The organism is Anoxybacillus tengchongensis, from assembly GCF_014201585.1.
Taxonomy (GTDB): Bacteria; Bacillota; Bacilli; order Bacillales; family Anoxybacillaceae; genus Anoxybacillus; species Anoxybacillus tengchongensis.
Genome location: NZ_JACHES010000006.1, coordinates 156,085 through 173,973, shown reverse-complemented (window position 1 = coordinate 173,973; position 17,889 = coordinate 156,085). Strand labels below are relative to the sequence as shown.

Here is a 17,889-nt window from a genome sequence, read left to right as displayed (position 1 = left end):
CTTGCGTCATTGATCTTGATTGAACCGCCGTATACGGAACCGTACGTACGGTGGTGTGAGAGGACGGAGGTTAATCACCTCCTCCTACTCGATTAAAAAAGGATGATTTTGAACGATGGAGAATATAATAAAAGGGCTCATTTTATTTATAGAAAGGAGTAATGTACATGATCGTCACAACAACAAACAGCATTGAAGGAAAGCAAATTGAGCAATACCTTGGTTTAGTGTCTGGGGAGGTCATTTTAGGCGCCAACGTTGTCCGTGATTTTTTAGCGAGCATTACTGATATTATTGGCGGTCGGAGTGGAACATACGAGAGCAAGCTAGCTGAAGGACGAGACATGGCAGTAGAAGAAATGGTAAAAAAAGCACGCAATATGGGCGCGAATGCAGTCATTGGTGTCGATCTGGACTTTGAAACGTTGCGCGATGGAATGATGATGTGCATTGCGACAGGTACAGCCGTAAAGGTGAAAGAGTAAGGGAATTAGAGAAGAAGCTCGTGGGGCTTCTTCTTTTTTTGATATTGACTTATGTATAAAGAAGGGATATGATGTAATTAGAAATTTATCTAAATATCTAATTTTTTTGAGCGATATTTAGAAATTTGTCTAAATATCTAAAAGAAAGTTGGTGAAAAAGATGTCGTTTAACGAGGCGTTTAAAGCGATTGCTGATCCGAATCGAAGAAAAATTCTTTCTTTATTAAAAAAAGGAGATTTAACTGCAGGGGAAATTGCTGATCATTTTGATATGCAAAAGCCGAGCGTTTCCCATCATTTAAAAATATTAAAACAAGCCGACTTAGTCGAAGATCGACGGGTTGGTCAGCATATTTATTACTCATTGAACACAACCGTTTTCCAAGATTTAATGAGCTGGTTTTACGATATATTGCAAAAAGAAGGTGAAAAATCATGAAAAAATATTGGATGATTATCATTCTTATTTTGTGTAGCTATGTCTCGAGTTTATTAGCTATTCCATATTTACCAAATGAAGTGGCAATTCATTGGAACGTCGCGGGAGAACCAGATGATTTTATGAATAAATGGTGGGGGGTGCTTTTATTTCCGCTTCTTTTAACCGGCATGACTTTTTTGCTTATTTATTTGCCAAAGATCGATCCGCGAAAAGAAAATTACGAGAAATTTGAAAAAGTATATCGCATTTTTTTACATGTGCTTGTCATCTTTTTCGTTAGTCTACATGTGGTGACGCTTGCATACAATATAGGAATTTCTGTACAAGTTGACGTTGTTGTGCCACTTGGAGTTGGATTATTGTTTATTGTTCTTGGCAATTATATGCCGAAAATTAAACCGAATTATTTTTTCGGCATTCGCACCCCTTGGACGTTAGCCAATGAAGTAGTTTGGCAAAAAACGCATCGTGTCGGAGGAAAAGTGTTTGTCATCATGGGCGTGTTGATTACGCTCACGATATTTGTAGAAAGCGTATGGCGTTTTATTTTTCTCTTAATTATCGTTTTTAGTGGCACGATTTATATGTTTGTCCAGTCATATATATTTTCTCGTAAATGAAGGGAGAGATCGATTTGTTTGGGATGTCTATTCAATTATTTCTTTCCTTATTTGTTCCTTTAGTGCTTATTATATATGGACGAAAAAAAGGTTGGTTTTCTTGGAAAGCGTTTGGTGTTGGTTTTCTTATTTTTGTGTTATTTTCGCAAGTGCTTGAGAAAATCCTTCACTTTCTTGTGATTGATCCAAGCGGTACATCGTTAAAAGGAACAAATAACGTTTGGGCGTTTGTTGCTTATGGGGCGTTAGCGGCTGGGATATTTGAAGAGATAGGGAGATATGTCGGATTTCGCTTCATGTTAAAAAACAATCGAACGTACGGGGACGGATTATCATTTGGTCTAGGGCATGGAGGAATAGAAGCTGTGCTCATCGGTGCTTTTAGTGCTGTGAATATGATGGTGATTTCTCATCTCGTTCGAACAGGTGATTTTGAGCAAGTTGCTTCCTCGCTTCCAGCTACACAAGTCGACATGATTCAATCGATGTTGAATCAGCCGGATTGGATGTATGTATTAGGTGGTATAGAGCGGATCTTTGCAATCGCTATCCATGTGGCGCTCTCTCTTCTTGTTTTATATGGGGTTAGGAACGGACAATTTCGTTATGTAGTGTACGCAATTTTGATTCATGCATTGATTGATGTTGTCCCTGCGTTATATCAAGTGAAAGTTATTTCAAATATTTGGGTTGTAGAAAGTATCCTTGCTTTGATTGCAATTGCTTCGTTTGTTTTTATTCGACGCATGAGTGAAAAGTTTCATTAAAAAATTGCAAAAACATGTTGCATCGAAACGCGTTTCATACCTTATGCTTGCGTCAAAAGCATAAGGGAGGGAAAACAATGGGGATCTTTTTTATTGTCATTTTATGCGCCGTTGAGTTAATGGGGGCACAGTTTGCGATAGAGGCTGCTTCAAAAGGAAAGTATAATGGAAAGTAAAAAGAAGTGATTCCGTGAGCATCGTTAGCCAACGTTGGATGTCGTTGAAGGAGTATTATGAATTAAGGGAGAGAACAAACAGACGGTTGGAATATATGAATGGGGTTGTATGCATGACTCCTTCGACTTCTACAAAGCATCAGCGAATATCTGGGCGCATGTACGTGGAACTTTTTCACTTTTTTGAAGGGACAGATTGTGAAGTGTTTCATGCGCCGTTTGATGTTGAATTACAACGCGATGATATTCAAGAACAACATATTGTCATTCCTGATTTAAGTATTATTTGTGATAAAGAAGGATTGCAAGACCAAAAATATATTGGTGTGCCTACATGGATTATAGAAATTTTAAGTCCGTCCAACCAATCTCATGATTTAGTTTTCAAGTTAAACATTTATATGCGCTATGGCGTAAAAGAATATTGGATTGTAAATCCGATGTTAAATAGCATACAAGTATATGCGTTAAACGAAAAAGGTCAATACGATCAAATGGAAGTGATGAAGGAAAAAGGAAATGTACGTTCATTTGTTTTTCCGCAATTTTCGGTTGATGTGACAAAAATTTTTAGTTAATTGAAGTATTTACATGTGGCTGAGAAACAGGTGTATAAGATGAATACGGAAACGCGCGTAAGCTTTTTTAAATCATAAGGTGAAAAAGCGTCTCATCAATATGTTGGGGCGCTTTTTATTGAGCAAGCAAAAAAATTGAAATGTTTGTTGAAGTTATTATAATGTAAATATTCAATTTGTTTTCTAGGGAGAGAGGAAGATGCAAGCAAGTGTTGAACAACGCACAAATATGCAAACAGTCGTTTATCCGATTTTAATTGCCATTAGTATTGGTCATTTATTGAACGACGCGATGCAAGCTGTGGTGCCAGCGCTGTTTCCCATTTTAGAATCATCGATGCATTTATCTTATACACAAATCGGTTGGATTGCATTTACGCTGAATATGACTTCGTCCATCTTGCAACCGGTTGTCGGTTTGCTTTCGGATCGGCACCCGTCACCGAGTTTTTTGCCGCTTGGCATGGGAGCTAGTTTGTTAGGAATGATTGGATTGGCGTTTGCGCCTAATTTTTTCTTTGTTTTATTGTCGGTTTTATTCATTGGATTAGGGTCAGCAGTATTTCATCCGGAAGGTTCGCGTGTTGTTTATTTGGCTGCTCGGGCGAGAAGGGGGTTCGCTCAATCCATTTATCAACTTGGCGGAAATACAGGCAACGCTCTTGCACCATTGTTTACAGCGCTCATTTTTGTTCCATTTGGTCAAAAGGGAGCAGGTTGGTTTGCGTTTGTTGCGGCGCTTGGGATGGTTGTTTTATTTTGGGTGTCGAAGTGGTATGCTGTTCAATTGTATCAGGTGAACGAACGCCGAAAGGAAACGATGGAAGAAAAGAAACAAATAAGTCAAAAGATTATATTTGCGCTTATTCTCCTAGTTCTTTTAGTATTTGCACGTTCGTGGTATTATGCAGGAATTTCGAATTACTACCAGTTTTACTTAATGAAGTATTATGGTATTTCTATTCGTCAAGCGCAACTTTATTTGTTTGTTTTTATGATTGCAGGGGCAATCGGGACAGTTTTTGGTGGTCCGCTTGCTGATCGATTTGGGAGACGAAATTTAATTTTTGCTTCAACGCTTGGTACGGCACCATTTGCGCTCATTTTGCCATATGTTCCGCTTCATTTCGTTTTGCCAATTGTTTTTGTCACAGGTTTTATTTTATCGTCTAGTTTTGCTACTTTTGTTGTTTATGCGCAAGAGTTGCTTCCAGGAAACGTTGGAATGGCATCAGGGTTAATTGTCGGCCTCGCATTTGGCATGGGAGCACTCGGGGCAGTTGCACTTGGAAAAATTGCTGATGTTTATACGTTAAAAACGCTTATGGTCATGTGTAGTTTTCTTCCTTTATTTGGTGTTCTGACGTTTTGGTTACCAAAAGAAGCATAGTGGCAAGTGTATCGCTTGCCACTATACAGATGCTCGTTCAATAAGGCGAACGGGCAGTTTTTCTTTTTTGGGTTGTGTATAGTTGTTTGCAAAATAGTCGTATATCATTTGGAAAGCTTTTTTCCCCATAAGAGAAAGAGGGAGTTCGATTGTTGTAATGTGCAACGCTTCTGAAATAGGATGGTTATCGAAGCTGACGATAGCTAGATCGTTCGGAACGCGCAATCCGTATGTTTTTCCCCATAAAACAATTCCAGCAGCAACTTGATCGCTAGTAACGAGCAAAGCAGTCGGTTTTTCCGCAAGCGAAAGAATCGTAGATACGATTCGCTTCCCATCGCCCATATGTAGACAATGGTGGAACATCCAATTTGCATGAATCGAAGCATGTATGTTTTGAAGGGCATCTTTATAAGCAGCTTTTCGTTTTTGGCTATTAATGCTCGTTGGTCGACCGAGACAATATCCGATTTTTGAATGCCCTTTTTTTATTAAATAATCCATCCCAAGCATAAAAGCTTGATAATGGTCAATGTATACAGAAAATATATGGGGCTCTTGTATATCTTCGCATAAAACGATTGGTCCGTCGCTTATGTATAATTCAAGTGTTTCAAGGCTAATGGTGTGTGAACAAATGATGAGGCCATCTATTTGCTTGACACGTAACATTTCGAGCGCTTCTAATTCTTTATGTATGTCATAGTTTGTTTGAAAAAAAAGAAGATGGTATCCATATCGTAATGCTTCTTCCGCAATTCCTTCTACAATCATGCTAAAATAGGGGTGATTGATGGTCGGTAACATAACCCCGATAATATTTGTTTTTCCTTTTGATAAGTGAACGGCATTAATATTTTTTTTGTAGTTTAATTCATGAACGACATCCCATACAGCTTTTCGTTTTTCTTCTTTGACATATGGATAGCCATTGAGCACACGGGATACGGTTGATACAGAAACACCTGCTCGTTTTGCGATTTCACGAATATTTGCCATACTTTCACCTGCTTTTTTGATCACATATATGTCATATTTTACTCCTTTTTTTGTGAGTTTGTAAAAAGTTTCATATTTCTTCAGCAGGTGAGTTTTCAAAACGATATGGATTTATTTACGTCGATTGTCATGATGGAAGCGGAACATTAAAATGGAGAAGAACGTTAAATTTAGCTTGCCCACTTAAGCGGGCAAGCTGGCAACTATGGTAAATCAATCAGCATAAATCGGCTATCTGTTTTCGATGTGATGTGTAATGTTGTTATATCTGTTATACGAGCAGCATCACGACGTTGTAACATCGTTTCACCATTTAACACAAGTTCTCCTTCAATAACAAACACATATATTCGACGGCCTTCTTGTTGATGGAATGTTATGTGCTCATTATTTTCTAAATCGGATAAATACATCGTTATATCTTGATGAATGTAAGCAACTTGATCACCTGCCTGCTTTTTCGAAACAATAGGCAATAAGCGATTTTTCATTTTTTCAATATCATATGAAACTTGTTCGTATGATGGGGTAAGACCGTACGTTTCAGGTAAAAACCAAAGTTGCAGAAGATTGACTTCTTCCGTAGTAGACGGATTCATTTCTGAATGCACAATGCCAGTTCCGGCTGTCATTCGTTGTACTTCACCAAATGAAATGATACGATGATTGCCGAGATTATCGCGATGCTCGAGTTGTCCTTTTAAGACGACTGTAACAATCTCCATTTCTTGATGAGGATGAGCGCCAAAACCACGTTGTGGAGCGATGATATCATCGTTAAATACGCGTAATGGACCAAAGTGCATATTTTTCCGATCAAAATATTCGGCAAATGAAAAGCTAAAATAACTTTGTAACCAACCGTGGTTCGATTCAAATCGTTCATGTGCACGATATATGTGAATCATTGAAAAACCTCCTTCCTTATTTCATGAGTGCATCAAGTGAATAGTCGCCTGCGCCGATAAGCGCAACGCCAATCACAACGACAATTAAAATAAAGTTGTACTCGAAGCCATTTTGTGTGACCCAAAATCCGTTTGGCGCGTGTACTTTTACAATGGCTACAACCATTATCATAGCGATTAACAAAGCTGCAAATGGTGTGAACAGTCCGAGAGCAAACAATAGCCCGCCAACGAACTCTGCTAAACCAGCAACTAGAGCCATTGTCACTCCAGGTTTTAATCCAATCGATTCGAGCCATCCACCTGTTCCTTTTAAACCATATCCTCCGAACCATCCAAACAATTTTTGGGCCCCATGACCGACAAAAGTCAAACCGACAGCTAGACGAATAAGTAAAATACCAATGTGCATCATGATGATCTCTCCTTTCATATATCTTGATTTCAAGATAAAGGTGTGCGATAGGCCTTTAAAAAGGCGTTAATGAAAGACCTATCTTTTTAAGCAAGTGAATCGCCATTTCTTTTTCATCTGTGGATAAAGATTGAAAAATTTCCGACATTTTTTGTGCGTGCTGTGGGAAAATGTAATCCATTAATGCTTTTCCTTCTTCAGTAATGACAGCGTACGTAATGCGCCGATCCTTTTCACAACGTTGTCGGACGATATATCCTTTTTCTTCGAGTTTGTCGATGACATATGTCATGGTTCCACTAGTGAGTAAAATTTTATCACCGATTTGCTGAATCGGCTGCGCCCCTTTGTGATACAACAAATCGAGAACGCCAAACTCTGTCGGATTCAGTCCGTAACGTTGAATGTCATGTTTTACATGCTCGGATACGGCTTTATGTGCCCTAGAAAGGACAACGAATAGTTTTAACGATAATGTTTGTTCGTTTTGGCTCATATGCATCAACCTTTATCTTGATTTCAAGATAATTATAAACTTACGAAAAGTAAGTTGTCAATACGGATTATTTTATTTGGGTATGGTGATTTTGAAAAAATGTTATATACGCTAAAAATGATTGCAGAAATATAAAACACAATACTAACTTTAATAGATGAATAAATTTCCATATACCTTCTCGAGCGTTGAACGCCATATGATCTAAAATTTTTCCATAAATTAGACGATGATAGATTGCTAAATCCCTGCTAGTCTTATAAGCGAGCAATGGACTAGGAGGGATAACATGAGGAAATTGCTGGCACTTGCTTCTGTTATTGTAGCAGCTTTTTGTTTTTCAACAACTGAAGTAGCTGCGCAAACGACGGTTCATCATGTGAGGCCGGGGGAAACGTTTTGGACGATTGCGAAAAGTTACAATGTTTCATTGCTAGAACTTCAACGAATCAATCAAAAACAATCAGACGTTTTGTTCGTTGGCGAAACGTTGCGTATCCCACAGCCGATCTCTCAAGCTGATAAAGACTTATTAGCTCGTCTCGTTCATGCGGAAGCAAAAGGAGAGCCATTCGCAGGAAAAGTAGCTATTGCAACGGTCGTCTTGAACCGTGTTGATCATCCGAATTTTCCAAATACGATTCGCCAAGTCATTTATGAGCGTTCAGGAGGATATTATGCGTTTACTCCTGTACAAAATGGAGAGATTAACAAACCAGCAGACCGAGAAGCATACCGAGCGGTTGAAGAAGCCATTGCTTTTCGCGGTTTAGGAAGCGGCTCATTGTATTTTTACAATCCAAAAACGGCGAAAAGCGAATGGATCCGCTCACGTCAAGTGACAGTTATTATTGGCAACCATGTATTTGCGAAATAATCCCTCTACATGCGTAGGGGGATTATTTTCGTTTCGCATTGAATAACTAGTCAAAACTCTATATTATGGAATTGACTTGTTAGTTAAGAAACGAGTAATGCCGAGGGAGGCGAAACGATGAGTATTGTTCATGTGAACGAGTTAACGAAAATGTATAAAAACAATCGCGGAATTGAACAAGTCACATTTTCGATTGAAGAAGGAGAGATTTTTGGGTTTATCGGGCCGAATGGGGCAGGAAAAAGCACAACGATTCGTACATTACTAAACTTTATTTATCCAACGAGCGGTAGCGCCACGATTTTTGGGAAAGATATTGTGAAAGATGCAAAAGAAATTCGGAGACATGTCGGTTATTTACCTTCTGAAGTGCACTATTATGATGATATGAAAGTCATTGATTTACTGATGTATTCTGCAGCATTTTACAAAGTATCGGACCAGCGATTGAAACAGTTAGCGGAGCGTCTTGATTTAGATATTCATAAAAAGATTGAAGATTTATCATTTGGCAATCGAAAAAAAGTCGGTATCGTTCAAGCGCTTTTACACGAGCCGAAATTGCTCATTTTAGATGAACCAACAGGCGGATTGGATCCGCTCATGCAGCATACTTTTTTTGAAGTTCTTTTAGAAGAACGTAAAAAAGGTGTGACGATCTTCTTCTCCTCACACATTCTTTCAGAAGTACAAAAGCTTTGCGATCGTGTAGCGATTATTAAAGAAGGGAAATTAATTCAAGTGGAAACGGTCGAGTATTTAACGAAAAACCATTTGAAACATGTGACGGTCGTATTCGAAGAAGGACAACACGTCGAGTTTGATTTAGCAGGTGTTGTAAACAAAGAAGTTAACGGCAATGAGATGACGATGCTATATAAGGGAGATATGAACGAACTGATCGCCCAGCTGCACAACGTGCGCATCAAAGATGTGTCGATTAGTGAGCCGTCTCTTGAAGATGTGTTTATGCACTATTACGAAAAGTGAGGGGATAGACGATGTTTAAACGGGAATGGAAACGAAACGCAAAATCTTTAGTGATTTGGAGTGCGGTGCTCGGTGGTCTTGTTCTTTTGACGTTAAGTATTTTCCCACAGTTTGCCGAGCAACAAAAAGAAGTCACCAAACTTCTTCAATCGTTGCCACCAGCGATGGTTAAAGCATTCGGAATGGATCAACTAAGCATTGGTGATTTAACAGGGTATTACGGTGTTCGTGTATATACGATGACGACGTTACTCGGTAGTGTTTATGTAGCGATGTTAGCTGCAAACATCGTTGCGAAAGAAGAGAACGATAAAACGATTGAATTTTTGCTTGCGAAACCAATAACAAGAAGAGAAATTTTAACAAATAAATGGCTTGTCGTGACGGTGAATACTCTCATTTTAAATGCCGTTTCCCTTCTTGTTAGTTTTGTTGGTTTTCAAATGGCTGAAGAATACGATGTGTCGTTCAAAGCTGTTTATTTACTGACGTTGGCAACTGTACTTCTTCATTTTACGTTTGCAGCTGTGGCATTTTTGTTGTCAACAATGATGCGCAAAACGAGAAATGCATCATCATTTGCTCTTGGGCTTGTATTTGTCACTTATTTTATGAGCATGATGTCAAGCATTTCTGACGATTTATCGTTTTTAAAATATGTTAGTCCGTTTAAATATGTCGATGCAGCACCGATTATTAACGAGCTTCAAATCGATCCGTTATACATGGTCTTGATGATTGTGATCATTAGTGTCAGCATTGTTTCAGCATATGCCATTTACCGGAAGAAAGATATTGTCGTATAGGGTGTTTTTTACAGTACGAAGCGTTTTAAATATTGTAAAATGCAAAGTTGGTTAATTTTAAAGCAGGGGTGCACTCTGCTTTTTTAATTGTCAGAAAATAATTGAAAACATGTGACTCATTATGGTATCATTTTTTTAGAAATTTATGAAACAATGTTTTGTAATACGCAACAAAAAAGAGGGAAGGGGAACGATGATGGGAGAATATGTACAAGTTGGACGTTTGCAAGTAGCTAAGTTGTTTTATGAGTTTATTGTTGAGGAAGTATTACCAAATAGCCAAGTGGATCCAAGGAAGTTTTGGGGAGATTTTGAACAACTCATTAATGAGTTAACACCAAAAAATAAAGCATTGCTTGAAAAACGTGATGAGCTGCAAGAAAAGATCAATGAATGGCATAAGCAACATCGTGGACGGTTTGATTTTGAACAATATAAATCATTTTTACAAGAAATCGGTTACCTAGAGCCGGAAGTCGAAGATTTTGAAATTACGACAGAACGCGTCGATGATGAAATTGCTAAACAAGCAGGTCCACAGCTCGTTGTTCCGATTACAAACGCGCGTTATGCGCTAAATGCAGCTAATGCCCGATGGGGAAGTTTGTATGACGCTTTATATGGTACAGATGTGATTAGTGAAGAAGATGGGGCTGAGCGTGGAAAAGGATACAATCCGATACGTGGGGAAAAGGTCATCGCTTACGTTCGCTCATTTTTAGATGAAACGGTACCACTTCGCGGATATTCGCATAAAGATGCCGTTCAATATGCGGTTGTAGATGGCGTATTAACTGTCACGGTAAAAGATGGGCAAACGACGACGTTGCAAGATGAAGCAAAATTTGTCGGCTATCAAGGTTCACCTGAGCAACCGTCTGCCATTTTGTTAAAAAATAACGGTCTACATATTGAAATACAAGTGGATCGTAACCATCCGATCGGGCAGACTGATCCAGCAGGGATAAAGGACGTTTATGTAGAAGCAGCTTTAACAACGATTATGGATTGTGAAGATTCTGTTGCGGCAGTCGATGCGGAAGATAAAGTACTTGTATATCGCAACTTACTCGGTTTAGTTCGTGGTGACTTAACAGCGAGCTTTACAAAAGGAAACAAAACCGTTACACGCGAGCTAAATCCAGATCGTGTATATACAACACCAAGTGGCGAGATGCTCACATTGCCTGGACGTTCGCTTATGTTTGTACGCAACGTTGGTCACTTAATGACAAATAATACGATTTTGCTTGAAAACGGAGAAGAAGCGTATGAAGGCATTTTAGATGCGGTTGTGACGACTTTAATTATGAAACATTCGCTTCTTGGTAATGGAAAATATGTAAATTCAAGAAAAGGTTCCATTTACATCGTGAAGCCAAAAATGCACGGTTCCGAAGAAGTGGCGTTTGCCAATGAATTGTTTGACCGTGTTGAAGATATGCTCGGTCTTGAGCGCAACACGATTAAAATTGGTGTAATGGATGAAGAACGGCGTACGACGCTTAATTTAAAAAATTGCATTTATCAAGTAAGAGATCGAATCGTTTTCATTAATACAGGCTTTTTAGATCGTACGGGTGATGAAATTCATACATCAATGGAAGCAGGCCCGATGATTCGGAAAAATGAAATGAAATCGTCGACATGGTTGCAAAGCTATGAAAAATCAAACGTGGCGATTGGGTTAGCAGCTGGTTTCCAAGGGCGTGCTCAAATCGGTAAAGGAATGTGGGCAATGCCAGATATGATGGCAGAGATGGTGAAGCAAAAAATCGCCCATCTTCAAGCGGGAGCAAATACAGCGTGGGTACCGTCACCGACTGCAGCGACGTTACATGCGCTTCATTACCATCAAGTAAATGTATTTGCGGTACAAGACGAATTGAAAAAAGATGTAAAGAACTATCGTGATGATATTTTACAAATTCCTGTCGCTATCAATCCGCAATGGACGCCAGAAGAGATTCAACAAGAGTTAGATAATAATGCACAAGGTATTCTTGGTTATGTCGTTCGTTGGATTGATCAAGGGATCGGATGTTCTAAGGTACCTGATATTCATAACGTTGGCCTCATGGAAGACCGAGCAACGTTGCGTATTTCAAGTCAACATATTGCGAACTGGTTGCATCATGGTATTTGTACGAAAGAACAAGTGCTTGAAACGTTGAAGCGAATGGCAAAAATTGTGGATGAGCAAAATGCAGATGATCCAGCATATCGACCAATGTCGACTGATTATGATAACTCAGTTGCTTTCCAAGCAGCATGCGATCTTGTTTTTAAAGGCTATGAGCAGCCAAATGGCTATACGGAGCCGATTTTACATCGTCGTCGTTTAGAAGCGAAGGCAAAATTTGCGCATGTAAAACAATAATGTGATGAGGGCATTCCATGTGAATGCCCTCGTTATGTGCTAAAGGTGGGAAACAGCATGGAAAAAGATTCGTTTGTGAAATCCGTCAGCAGAGCATTGAAAATCATGGATATTTTAAGTAACGAACGTCACGGTATGGGCGTAACGGAAGTCGCGAAACAAATAGGGATTCATAAAAGCTCTGCTTATCGTTTATTGGCGACACTTGTTGAGCATGGATATGTTGAACAAGATGAAGAAACGGAGCGTTATAAGCTCGGTTATAAGTTTTTAGAAATGAGCTCGAAGTTGTTGGATTCAATCGATTTGCGTAAAGAAGCAAAACCGTATTTACGTGAGCTGGAACAAATAACGAATGAAGTAGTCCATCTTGTCGTGTACGATCAAGGGGAAGTCATTTATATTGAAAAATTGGATGGCAATGAAACGTTGCGTATGCACTCGAAAGTCGGAAAGCGAGCTCCGATGCATTGTACGGCTGTTGGTAAAGCAATTTTAGCGCACTTACCAAAGCATGTCGTTATGGACATTTTAGAAAGAAAAGGATTGCCGCCACATACGGACTATACGATTACAGATCAACAGATGTTTTTTCATGAGTTAGAGCGTGTTCGCGAGCTCGGTTATGCGCTCGATTTAGAGGAAAACGAGTACGGCATCCGTTGCATAGCGGTGCCCATTTTTGATCATACAAAACAAGTTGTTGCAGCGGTCAGCGTTTCTGGCCCGACGATTCGGATGACAGATGAACGGCTCGAACAACTTCACGTACAAATGAAAAAAATCGGCAAGCAAATTTCTGAACGGCTTGGATGTCGATGAATGATGTATACGTTTGGCCTCTAGTCATAGTATAATGTTAAAAAGGATGTTTAAGGAGGCCACTTTATGGCACAACGTGTTGTGAAAACAACATATTTGTTAGGGCTTTTGTTTTTCGCTGCCGCGCTCGTTTATTTTTTTGCTTCGAATTGGCCTGAACTAGGAAGATTGACGAAAGTCGGTGTTGGTGCTGGGTTTATGGTACTGTTTTATGCGATGAGCGCAACTGTTTTTCGTCGACATTTTTTAAGTAAATGGTTGTTTATTTTTGGAGCGATTACGTTTGGAATTTGTGTGTCATTAATTGGGCAAGTATATAACTCACATGCTGATAGTTTTTTATTGTTTTTCATTTGGTTCATTCCTACCGCCATTTTGGCATGGTTTACTCGCTATCGATTTCTTTCGATATTTAGCTTCGGGTTGTTGCAGCTTACATTTTGGTTTTACTACTTCCCGTCTTCTTATCAAATTGAACGAGGAGAATGGACATCGTTTTTTCTTTTGCTGCTTTTTGCCGTAGTCAACGGAATCATTTCGTTTCTTGGGCGCCCATCGATTGTTTCTAATTTAGCTTATATAGCCATGCACGGTTGGTTATTCGTTATATTTGTACAAGGAATTTCCACTGATCAGTTTCATTTTTGGTCATACGCATATGCTGTTATTCTTGTTGTGTTTTTAATGTATGTAAAAAAACAACCGTATTTTATATGTACTGTGTTGTTCACAGGTATGTTTTGGATCGTGCAATATTTTCGCTTTGTTGAGCGGCATTTTGGTGGTAATTGGTATATATTTGGGCTTGTATTAGCTGCTATCATCGTTTATATAGGCATTTATGTACTTCGCTGGATGAAAAGGCGAAGCAACGGAAAAGTAGAAAAATTTTTCCTTGTCGCTTTTCAAATCATTGTCACAGGGGTTGCTTCCGTCATTGCGATTGGAAGTATCATGCAGTTACTATCATTTTGGTTTGATGTATTTTCTCCTTATTGGTTGTTCAGTATATCTATTTTCTTATTTGTTGCTCCGGGATTGTTGTGGAAGAGATGGAATGATGTTGTTCGCTATACGTTGCTTGCGATTGGATATATGCTCGGTGCGTTTAGTGTAACAGATGTTTCCTTTATCGTGATCAGTATATATGTCGCTGTATTGTTTATTGTTGCGTGGCGTATGCCAGCAGGTGTGCGAACGATGACGAATATCGCTGTTTCGCTTTATGCTGCTATGATGATGCTTGATGAATGGAGCGACGTTCGTTTCACGTTATTTACCATATTTGTTTTTTACGGAGTGATTTATTGGGTTACAAAACATATGTATGAGCGACTTCTGTTCCTCGTTTTTTCATTCACTACCCTTCTTTTATTGACGAGTGCTGATTTAGTTGTGGTAGATTGGGCGTATGTTGGATGGAATATACTGTTTCTTAGCTTTGTTGCGTTTGTTCTCTTTTTCCGTACAAATGAAAAAGAACAATCAATTGCTTGGTTATATACTTTTTTGTTTTTAGCATTAAAGTATTATGAATGGGTATGGGATTTATTGCACAAATCCATAACATTGGCGATTGTTGGAATATGTTTGTTTATCGTTGCTTTGGTCGTACAAAAAAGAAAATCCGTTTCATTATCTTCCTATGGACAAAAATGGTTACCGCTTCTCGTCGTCATCATGCTACAAGTCGTTTTTATCACTTATGTGACGTTCGATAAAGAACAACATATTCGATATGGTCAACAAATTAAGTTGCAACTAGAACCAATTGACCCACGTTCACTCATTCAAGGGGATTATGTACGTCTCCAATACGAAATTTCAACAATCGAGGGGATGAATGAGTGGGGAAAAGTACAAGTCATTTTACGGAAAGATGAAACTGGAGTTCATCGATTAGTTGGCATTTATTCGCTAAATGGGAAAAAACGAAATTCGGATGTGCATCAAGAAGGGGATGTCTTAGTAAACGGAAATATATACGGAAATACAATCATTTATGGAATTGAAACGTATTTTGTCCCTGAAAAAACAGGAGGAGATATGCAACAAAGTGCTCGTTTTGCGTATGTACGTGTGAGTAAAACAGGAGATGCATTGTTAGAAAAAGTGTCTGAACAGTAAGCATAAAAAACCACCGCCGTCTTGTATAGGGACGGTGGTTTTTTGTGTTGTCACGGTTAGTGTTGAACTCCATTTCCTTTTACAGAGGCAAAGGAAACTTTACTTCCCAATAAACATTTGTGTCCAATAGTTTCCATTTCCGTCAAATCCGACACCGATATGTGTAAAGTTTCGATTTAAAATGTTCGCGCGGTGTCCCGGGCTATTCATCCACGCATTGACCACTTCTTGCGGTGTTCGTTGCCCTTTGGCGATGTTTTCCCCAGCTGTCCGATAAGAAACGCCAAAGTCGCGCATCATATCAAAAGGGGAACCGTATGTTGGGCTTGTATGCGAGAAATAATTATTTTTACGCATATCTTCTGATTTCTTTTGTGCAACAGAACTAAGCTGCGCATCGGCACGTAAAGCTGGTAACCCCGCCCGAGCACGTTCTCTATTTGTTAAATCAATGACTTGTTGTGCGTATTGGCTAATGCTCGTTGTTGGTGCTGTTTGTCTTGTTTGTTGCTGCATTGGTTGTTGTGTTTGTCTGTTCGGTTGTGTCGGCGTTGCTTGATTTGGACGTTGATATGCATTTGGTGCTTGCGTATAAGGTCTTGGCTGCATATACATTCTTTGTTGTTCCATTAACGATCGTTCAATTTGCGTACGTAAATTTGCAGCATCCTTTGGATCGATTGGAACAAATTTATAACGAGCATCTTGGATCAATATAGCCTTTGTATGCGGATATTGATCGCTTGATAGCGTTGTATGCAAAGCAGAAATGTTGGAACGATTGTTCATATCCATTGCATTGTTACAACCAACAACAGCAAGCAAGCTTAAAGCGGCAATAGACTTCGTTAGTTTTGTTATCATTTGTGCACCCCTCCTTGGCGTATTTCATGGTCATGCACCATTAGTTTTTACGATGATGAGGCAAACTAAAGATGGGAATGGTTGAGAAATGTTTTTTCCTCTTTTTTCTTTTAAAAAATGACAAGATTGTGACAGACAAAATGATATTTACTTTACATTGAATGTAACCTGTAAGCGCTTTAATATTAAGCTATAGCAAGAACAAATCAAAAGGAGGAGAAAACATGGAAAATCAAACAGGTTTTCGTGTGAAAGTGCAACGTTTTGGTAGCTATTTAAGCGGGATGATTATGCCAAATATCGGAGCATTTATTGCGTGGGGAATTATTACTGCATTATTTATTCCAACAGGTTGGTTACCAAACGAAACATTCGCTAAATTAGTTGGCCCAATGATTACGTATTTATTGCCATTATTAATTGGTTATACAGGCGGAAAAATGATTTATGACGTTCGTGGTGGAGTCGTTGGTGCAACGGCAACAATGGGAGTCATTGTCGGTTCAGACATTCCGATGTTTCTAGGGGCAATGATTATGGGTCCGCTTGGCGGATATGCGATCAAACAGTTTGATAAACTTTTCCACGGTAAAGTCAAACAAGGTTTTGAAATGTTAGTGAACAACTTTTCAGCAGGTATTATTGGCGGATTGCTCACATTAGTTGCTTTTAAAGGAATTGGACCGGTTGTTTTAGGATTAAACAAAACATTGGCAGCAGGTGTAGAAGCAATCGTTCATGCAAAATTATTACCTTTAGCCAACATCTTTATTGAGCCAGCTAAAGTATTATTTTTAAATAATGCAATTAACCACGGTATTTTAAGTCCACTTGGTGTTGAACAAGCAGCAAAAACAGGGAAGTCGATTTTATTCTTGCTTGAAACAAATCCAGGTCCAGGTCTTGGTATTTTACTTGCTTATTGGTTATTCGGTAAAGGAATGGCGAAACAATCAGCTCCAGGTGCTGTGATCATCCATTTCCTTGGAGGAATTCACGAAATTTACTTTCCATATATTTTAATGCGTCCAGTATTAATTTTGGCGGCAATTGCCGGCGGTGTGAGCGGAGTATTTACATTCACATTATTCAACGCAGGTCTTGTTGCTGTGCCATCGCCAGGAAGTATTTTTGCACTACTTGCTATGACACCACGTGGTCATTACTTAGGCGTGCTTGCTGGGGTAATCGTTGCAGCTGTTGTCTCTTTCTTAGTGGCATCATTCTTCTTAAAAACATCAAAGCAAGAAGAGAGCGATTTAGAACAAGCAACAGAGCAAATGCAACAATTAAAAGGAAAGAAAAGCAGTGTTGTATCTGCATTGAGCACAGTAGCTCCAAAGCAAGTAAAGAAAATTGTTTTTGCTTGTGATGCAGGAATGGGCTCAAGTGCCATGGGTGCTTCTATTATGAGAAACAAAGTACAAAAAGCGGGCCTTGATATTGAGGTAACAAACACAGCAATTAACCAGCTGCCAGCTGATGCAGATGTAGTGATTACGCATCAAAATCTAACAGATCGTGCAAAAGAAAAATTACCAAATGCATATCATGTATCTGTAGAAAACTTCTTAAATAGTCCAAAATATGATGAGCTTATCGATATGCTAAAAAAAGGCGAATAACAAATGAAACAAAAAGGTAAGTGAGCGACTTACCTTTTTGTTATATTTAAAAAATGTCAACAATCAAAATGACGAAAAAGCGCTTTCTATTTGTTGTGATATAAAGAAAGTAGCGGTAGAAT

General features: G+C 38.9%; 18 protein-coding genes. 13 read left to right on the top strand and 5 right to left on the bottom strand.

Annotated features, from left to right (window positions below; genetic code table 11):
* Window positions 1–167: 167 nt before the first annotated feature.
* The 6 genes from HNQ82_RS08695 to HNQ82_RS08670 all read left to right on the top strand — a co-directional run bounded on the left by HNQ82_RS08695 (window position 168) and on the right by HNQ82_RS08670 (window position 4,458).
* Window positions 168–485 (top strand): YbjQ family protein, encoded by a 318-nt coding sequence (locus HNQ82_RS08695; RefSeq protein WP_004890869.1) that lies wholly within the window; start codon window positions 168–170, stop codon window positions 483–485.
* Window positions 486–645: 160 nt separating this feature from the next.
* On the top strand, window positions 646–924 hold the full coding sequence (locus HNQ82_RS08690) for an autorepressor SdpR family transcription factor (protein WP_183248888.1): 279 nt from the start codon (window positions 646–648) through the stop codon (window positions 922–924).
* Entirely contained in the window at window positions 921–1,547 is a 627-nt protein-coding gene (locus HNQ82_RS08685; RefSeq protein WP_183248887.1) for an SdpI family protein, read from the top strand. The genes HNQ82_RS08690 and HNQ82_RS08685 overlap by 4 nt, the downstream gene beginning before the upstream one ends.
* Window positions 1,544–2,314 carry a YhfC family intramembrane metalloprotease gene (locus HNQ82_RS08680; protein WP_183248885.1) on the top strand — a complete coding sequence of 257 codons (771 nt, stop codon included), beginning with the start codon at window positions 1,544–1,546 and terminating at the stop codon, window positions 2,312–2,314. Before HNQ82_RS08685 ends, HNQ82_RS08680 begins: the two co-directional genes overlap by 4 nt.
* Window positions 2,315–2,528: 214 nt before the next feature.
* Window positions 2,529–3,068 (top strand): Uma2 family endonuclease, encoded by a 540-nt coding sequence (locus HNQ82_RS08675; RefSeq protein ID WP_183248908.1) that lies wholly within the window; start codon window positions 2,529–2,531, stop codon window positions 3,066–3,068.
* Window positions 3,069–3,267: 199 nt separating this feature from the next.
* Window positions 3,268–4,458 (top strand): MFS transporter, encoded by a 1,191-nt coding sequence (locus HNQ82_RS08670; RefSeq protein ID WP_183248883.1) that lies wholly within the window; start codon window positions 3,268–3,270, stop codon window positions 4,456–4,458.
* Window positions 4,459–4,479: 21 nt separating this feature from the next.
* Here the strand turns inward: HNQ82_RS08670 and HNQ82_RS08665 are convergent, their stop codons facing one another.
* The 4 genes from HNQ82_RS08665 to HNQ82_RS08650 form a co-directional block, all read right to left on the bottom strand.
* The gene (locus tag HNQ82_RS08665; RefSeq protein ID WP_183248880.1) at window positions 4,480–5,457 is read right to left on the bottom strand and encodes a LacI family DNA-binding transcriptional regulator; all 978 of its coding nucleotides are present in this window, start codon (window positions 5,455–5,457) and stop codon (window positions 4,480–4,482) included.
* Between the two features lie 203 nt (window positions 5,458–5,660).
* Complete coding sequence (locus HNQ82_RS08660; RefSeq protein WP_183248878.1) at window positions 5,661–6,365, bottom strand: pirin family protein; 705 nt, start codon at window positions 6,363–6,365, stop codon at window positions 5,661–5,663.
* A 16-nt stretch (window positions 6,366–6,381) separates the two neighbouring features.
* Window positions 6,382–6,780, bottom strand: coding sequence for a DoxX family protein (locus HNQ82_RS08655; protein ID WP_183248876.1), 399 nt, complete (start codon window positions 6,778–6,780; stop codon window positions 6,382–6,384).
* A 55-nt stretch (window positions 6,781–6,835) separates the two neighbouring features.
* A complete protein-coding gene (locus HNQ82_RS08650) occupies window positions 6,836–7,276 on the bottom strand; it encodes a MarR family winged helix-turn-helix transcriptional regulator (RefSeq protein WP_183248875.1) in 441 nt (146 codons plus the stop codon).
* Between the two features lie 289 nt (window positions 7,277–7,565).
* Here HNQ82_RS08650 and HNQ82_RS08645 point away from each other — a divergent pair, with 289 nt between their 5' ends.
* The 6 genes from HNQ82_RS08645 (at window position 7,566) to HNQ82_RS08620 (ending at window position 15,278) form a co-directional block, all read left to right on the top strand.
* On the top strand, window positions 7,566–8,153 hold the full coding sequence (locus HNQ82_RS08645) for a cell wall hydrolase (RefSeq protein ID WP_183248873.1): 588 nt from the start codon (window positions 7,566–7,568) through the stop codon (window positions 8,151–8,153).
* Window positions 8,154–8,270: 117 nt separating this feature from the next.
* Window positions 8,271–9,143: an ABC transporter ATP-binding protein gene (locus tag HNQ82_RS08640; RefSeq protein ID WP_183248871.1), complete on the top strand. Its 873-nt coding sequence runs from the start codon at window positions 8,271–8,273 to the stop codon at window positions 9,141–9,143.
* 11 nt (window positions 9,144–9,154) lie between these two features.
* On the top strand, window positions 9,155–9,949 hold the full coding sequence (locus tag HNQ82_RS08635) for an ABC transporter permease (RefSeq protein WP_183248868.1): 795 nt from the start codon (window positions 9,155–9,157) through the stop codon (window positions 9,947–9,949).
* 196 nt (window positions 9,950–10,145) lie between these two features.
* Entirely contained in the window at window positions 10,146–12,329 is a 2,184-nt protein-coding gene (locus HNQ82_RS08630; RefSeq protein WP_183248906.1) for a malate synthase G, read from the top strand.
* Window positions 12,330–12,386: 57 nt separating this feature from the next.
* Window positions 12,387–13,151 carry an IclR family transcriptional regulator gene (locus HNQ82_RS08625; protein ID WP_183248866.1) on the top strand — a complete coding sequence of 255 codons (765 nt, stop codon included), beginning with the start codon at window positions 12,387–12,389 and terminating at the stop codon, window positions 13,149–13,151.
* Between the two features lie 66 nt (window positions 13,152–13,217).
* Entirely contained in the window at window positions 13,218–15,278 is a 2,061-nt protein-coding gene (locus tag HNQ82_RS08620) for a GDYXXLXY domain-containing protein (protein ID WP_183248864.1), read from the top strand.
* 99 nt (window positions 15,279–15,377) lie between these two features.
* Here HNQ82_RS08620 and HNQ82_RS08615 read toward each other — a convergent pair whose 3' ends face one another.
* The gene (locus tag HNQ82_RS08615; protein WP_183248862.1) at window positions 15,378–16,142 is read right to left on the bottom strand and encodes a CAP domain-containing protein; all 765 of its coding nucleotides are present in this window, start codon (window positions 16,140–16,142) and stop codon (window positions 15,378–15,380) included.
* 224 nt (window positions 16,143–16,366) lie between these two features.
* Between HNQ82_RS08615 and HNQ82_RS08610 the strand changes: the two genes are divergently transcribed.
* Complete coding sequence (locus HNQ82_RS08610) at window positions 16,367–17,767, top strand: PTS mannitol transporter subunit IIBC (protein WP_183248860.1); 1,401 nt, start codon at window positions 16,367–16,369, stop codon at window positions 17,765–17,767.
* Window positions 17,768–17,889 lie beyond the last annotated feature (122 nt).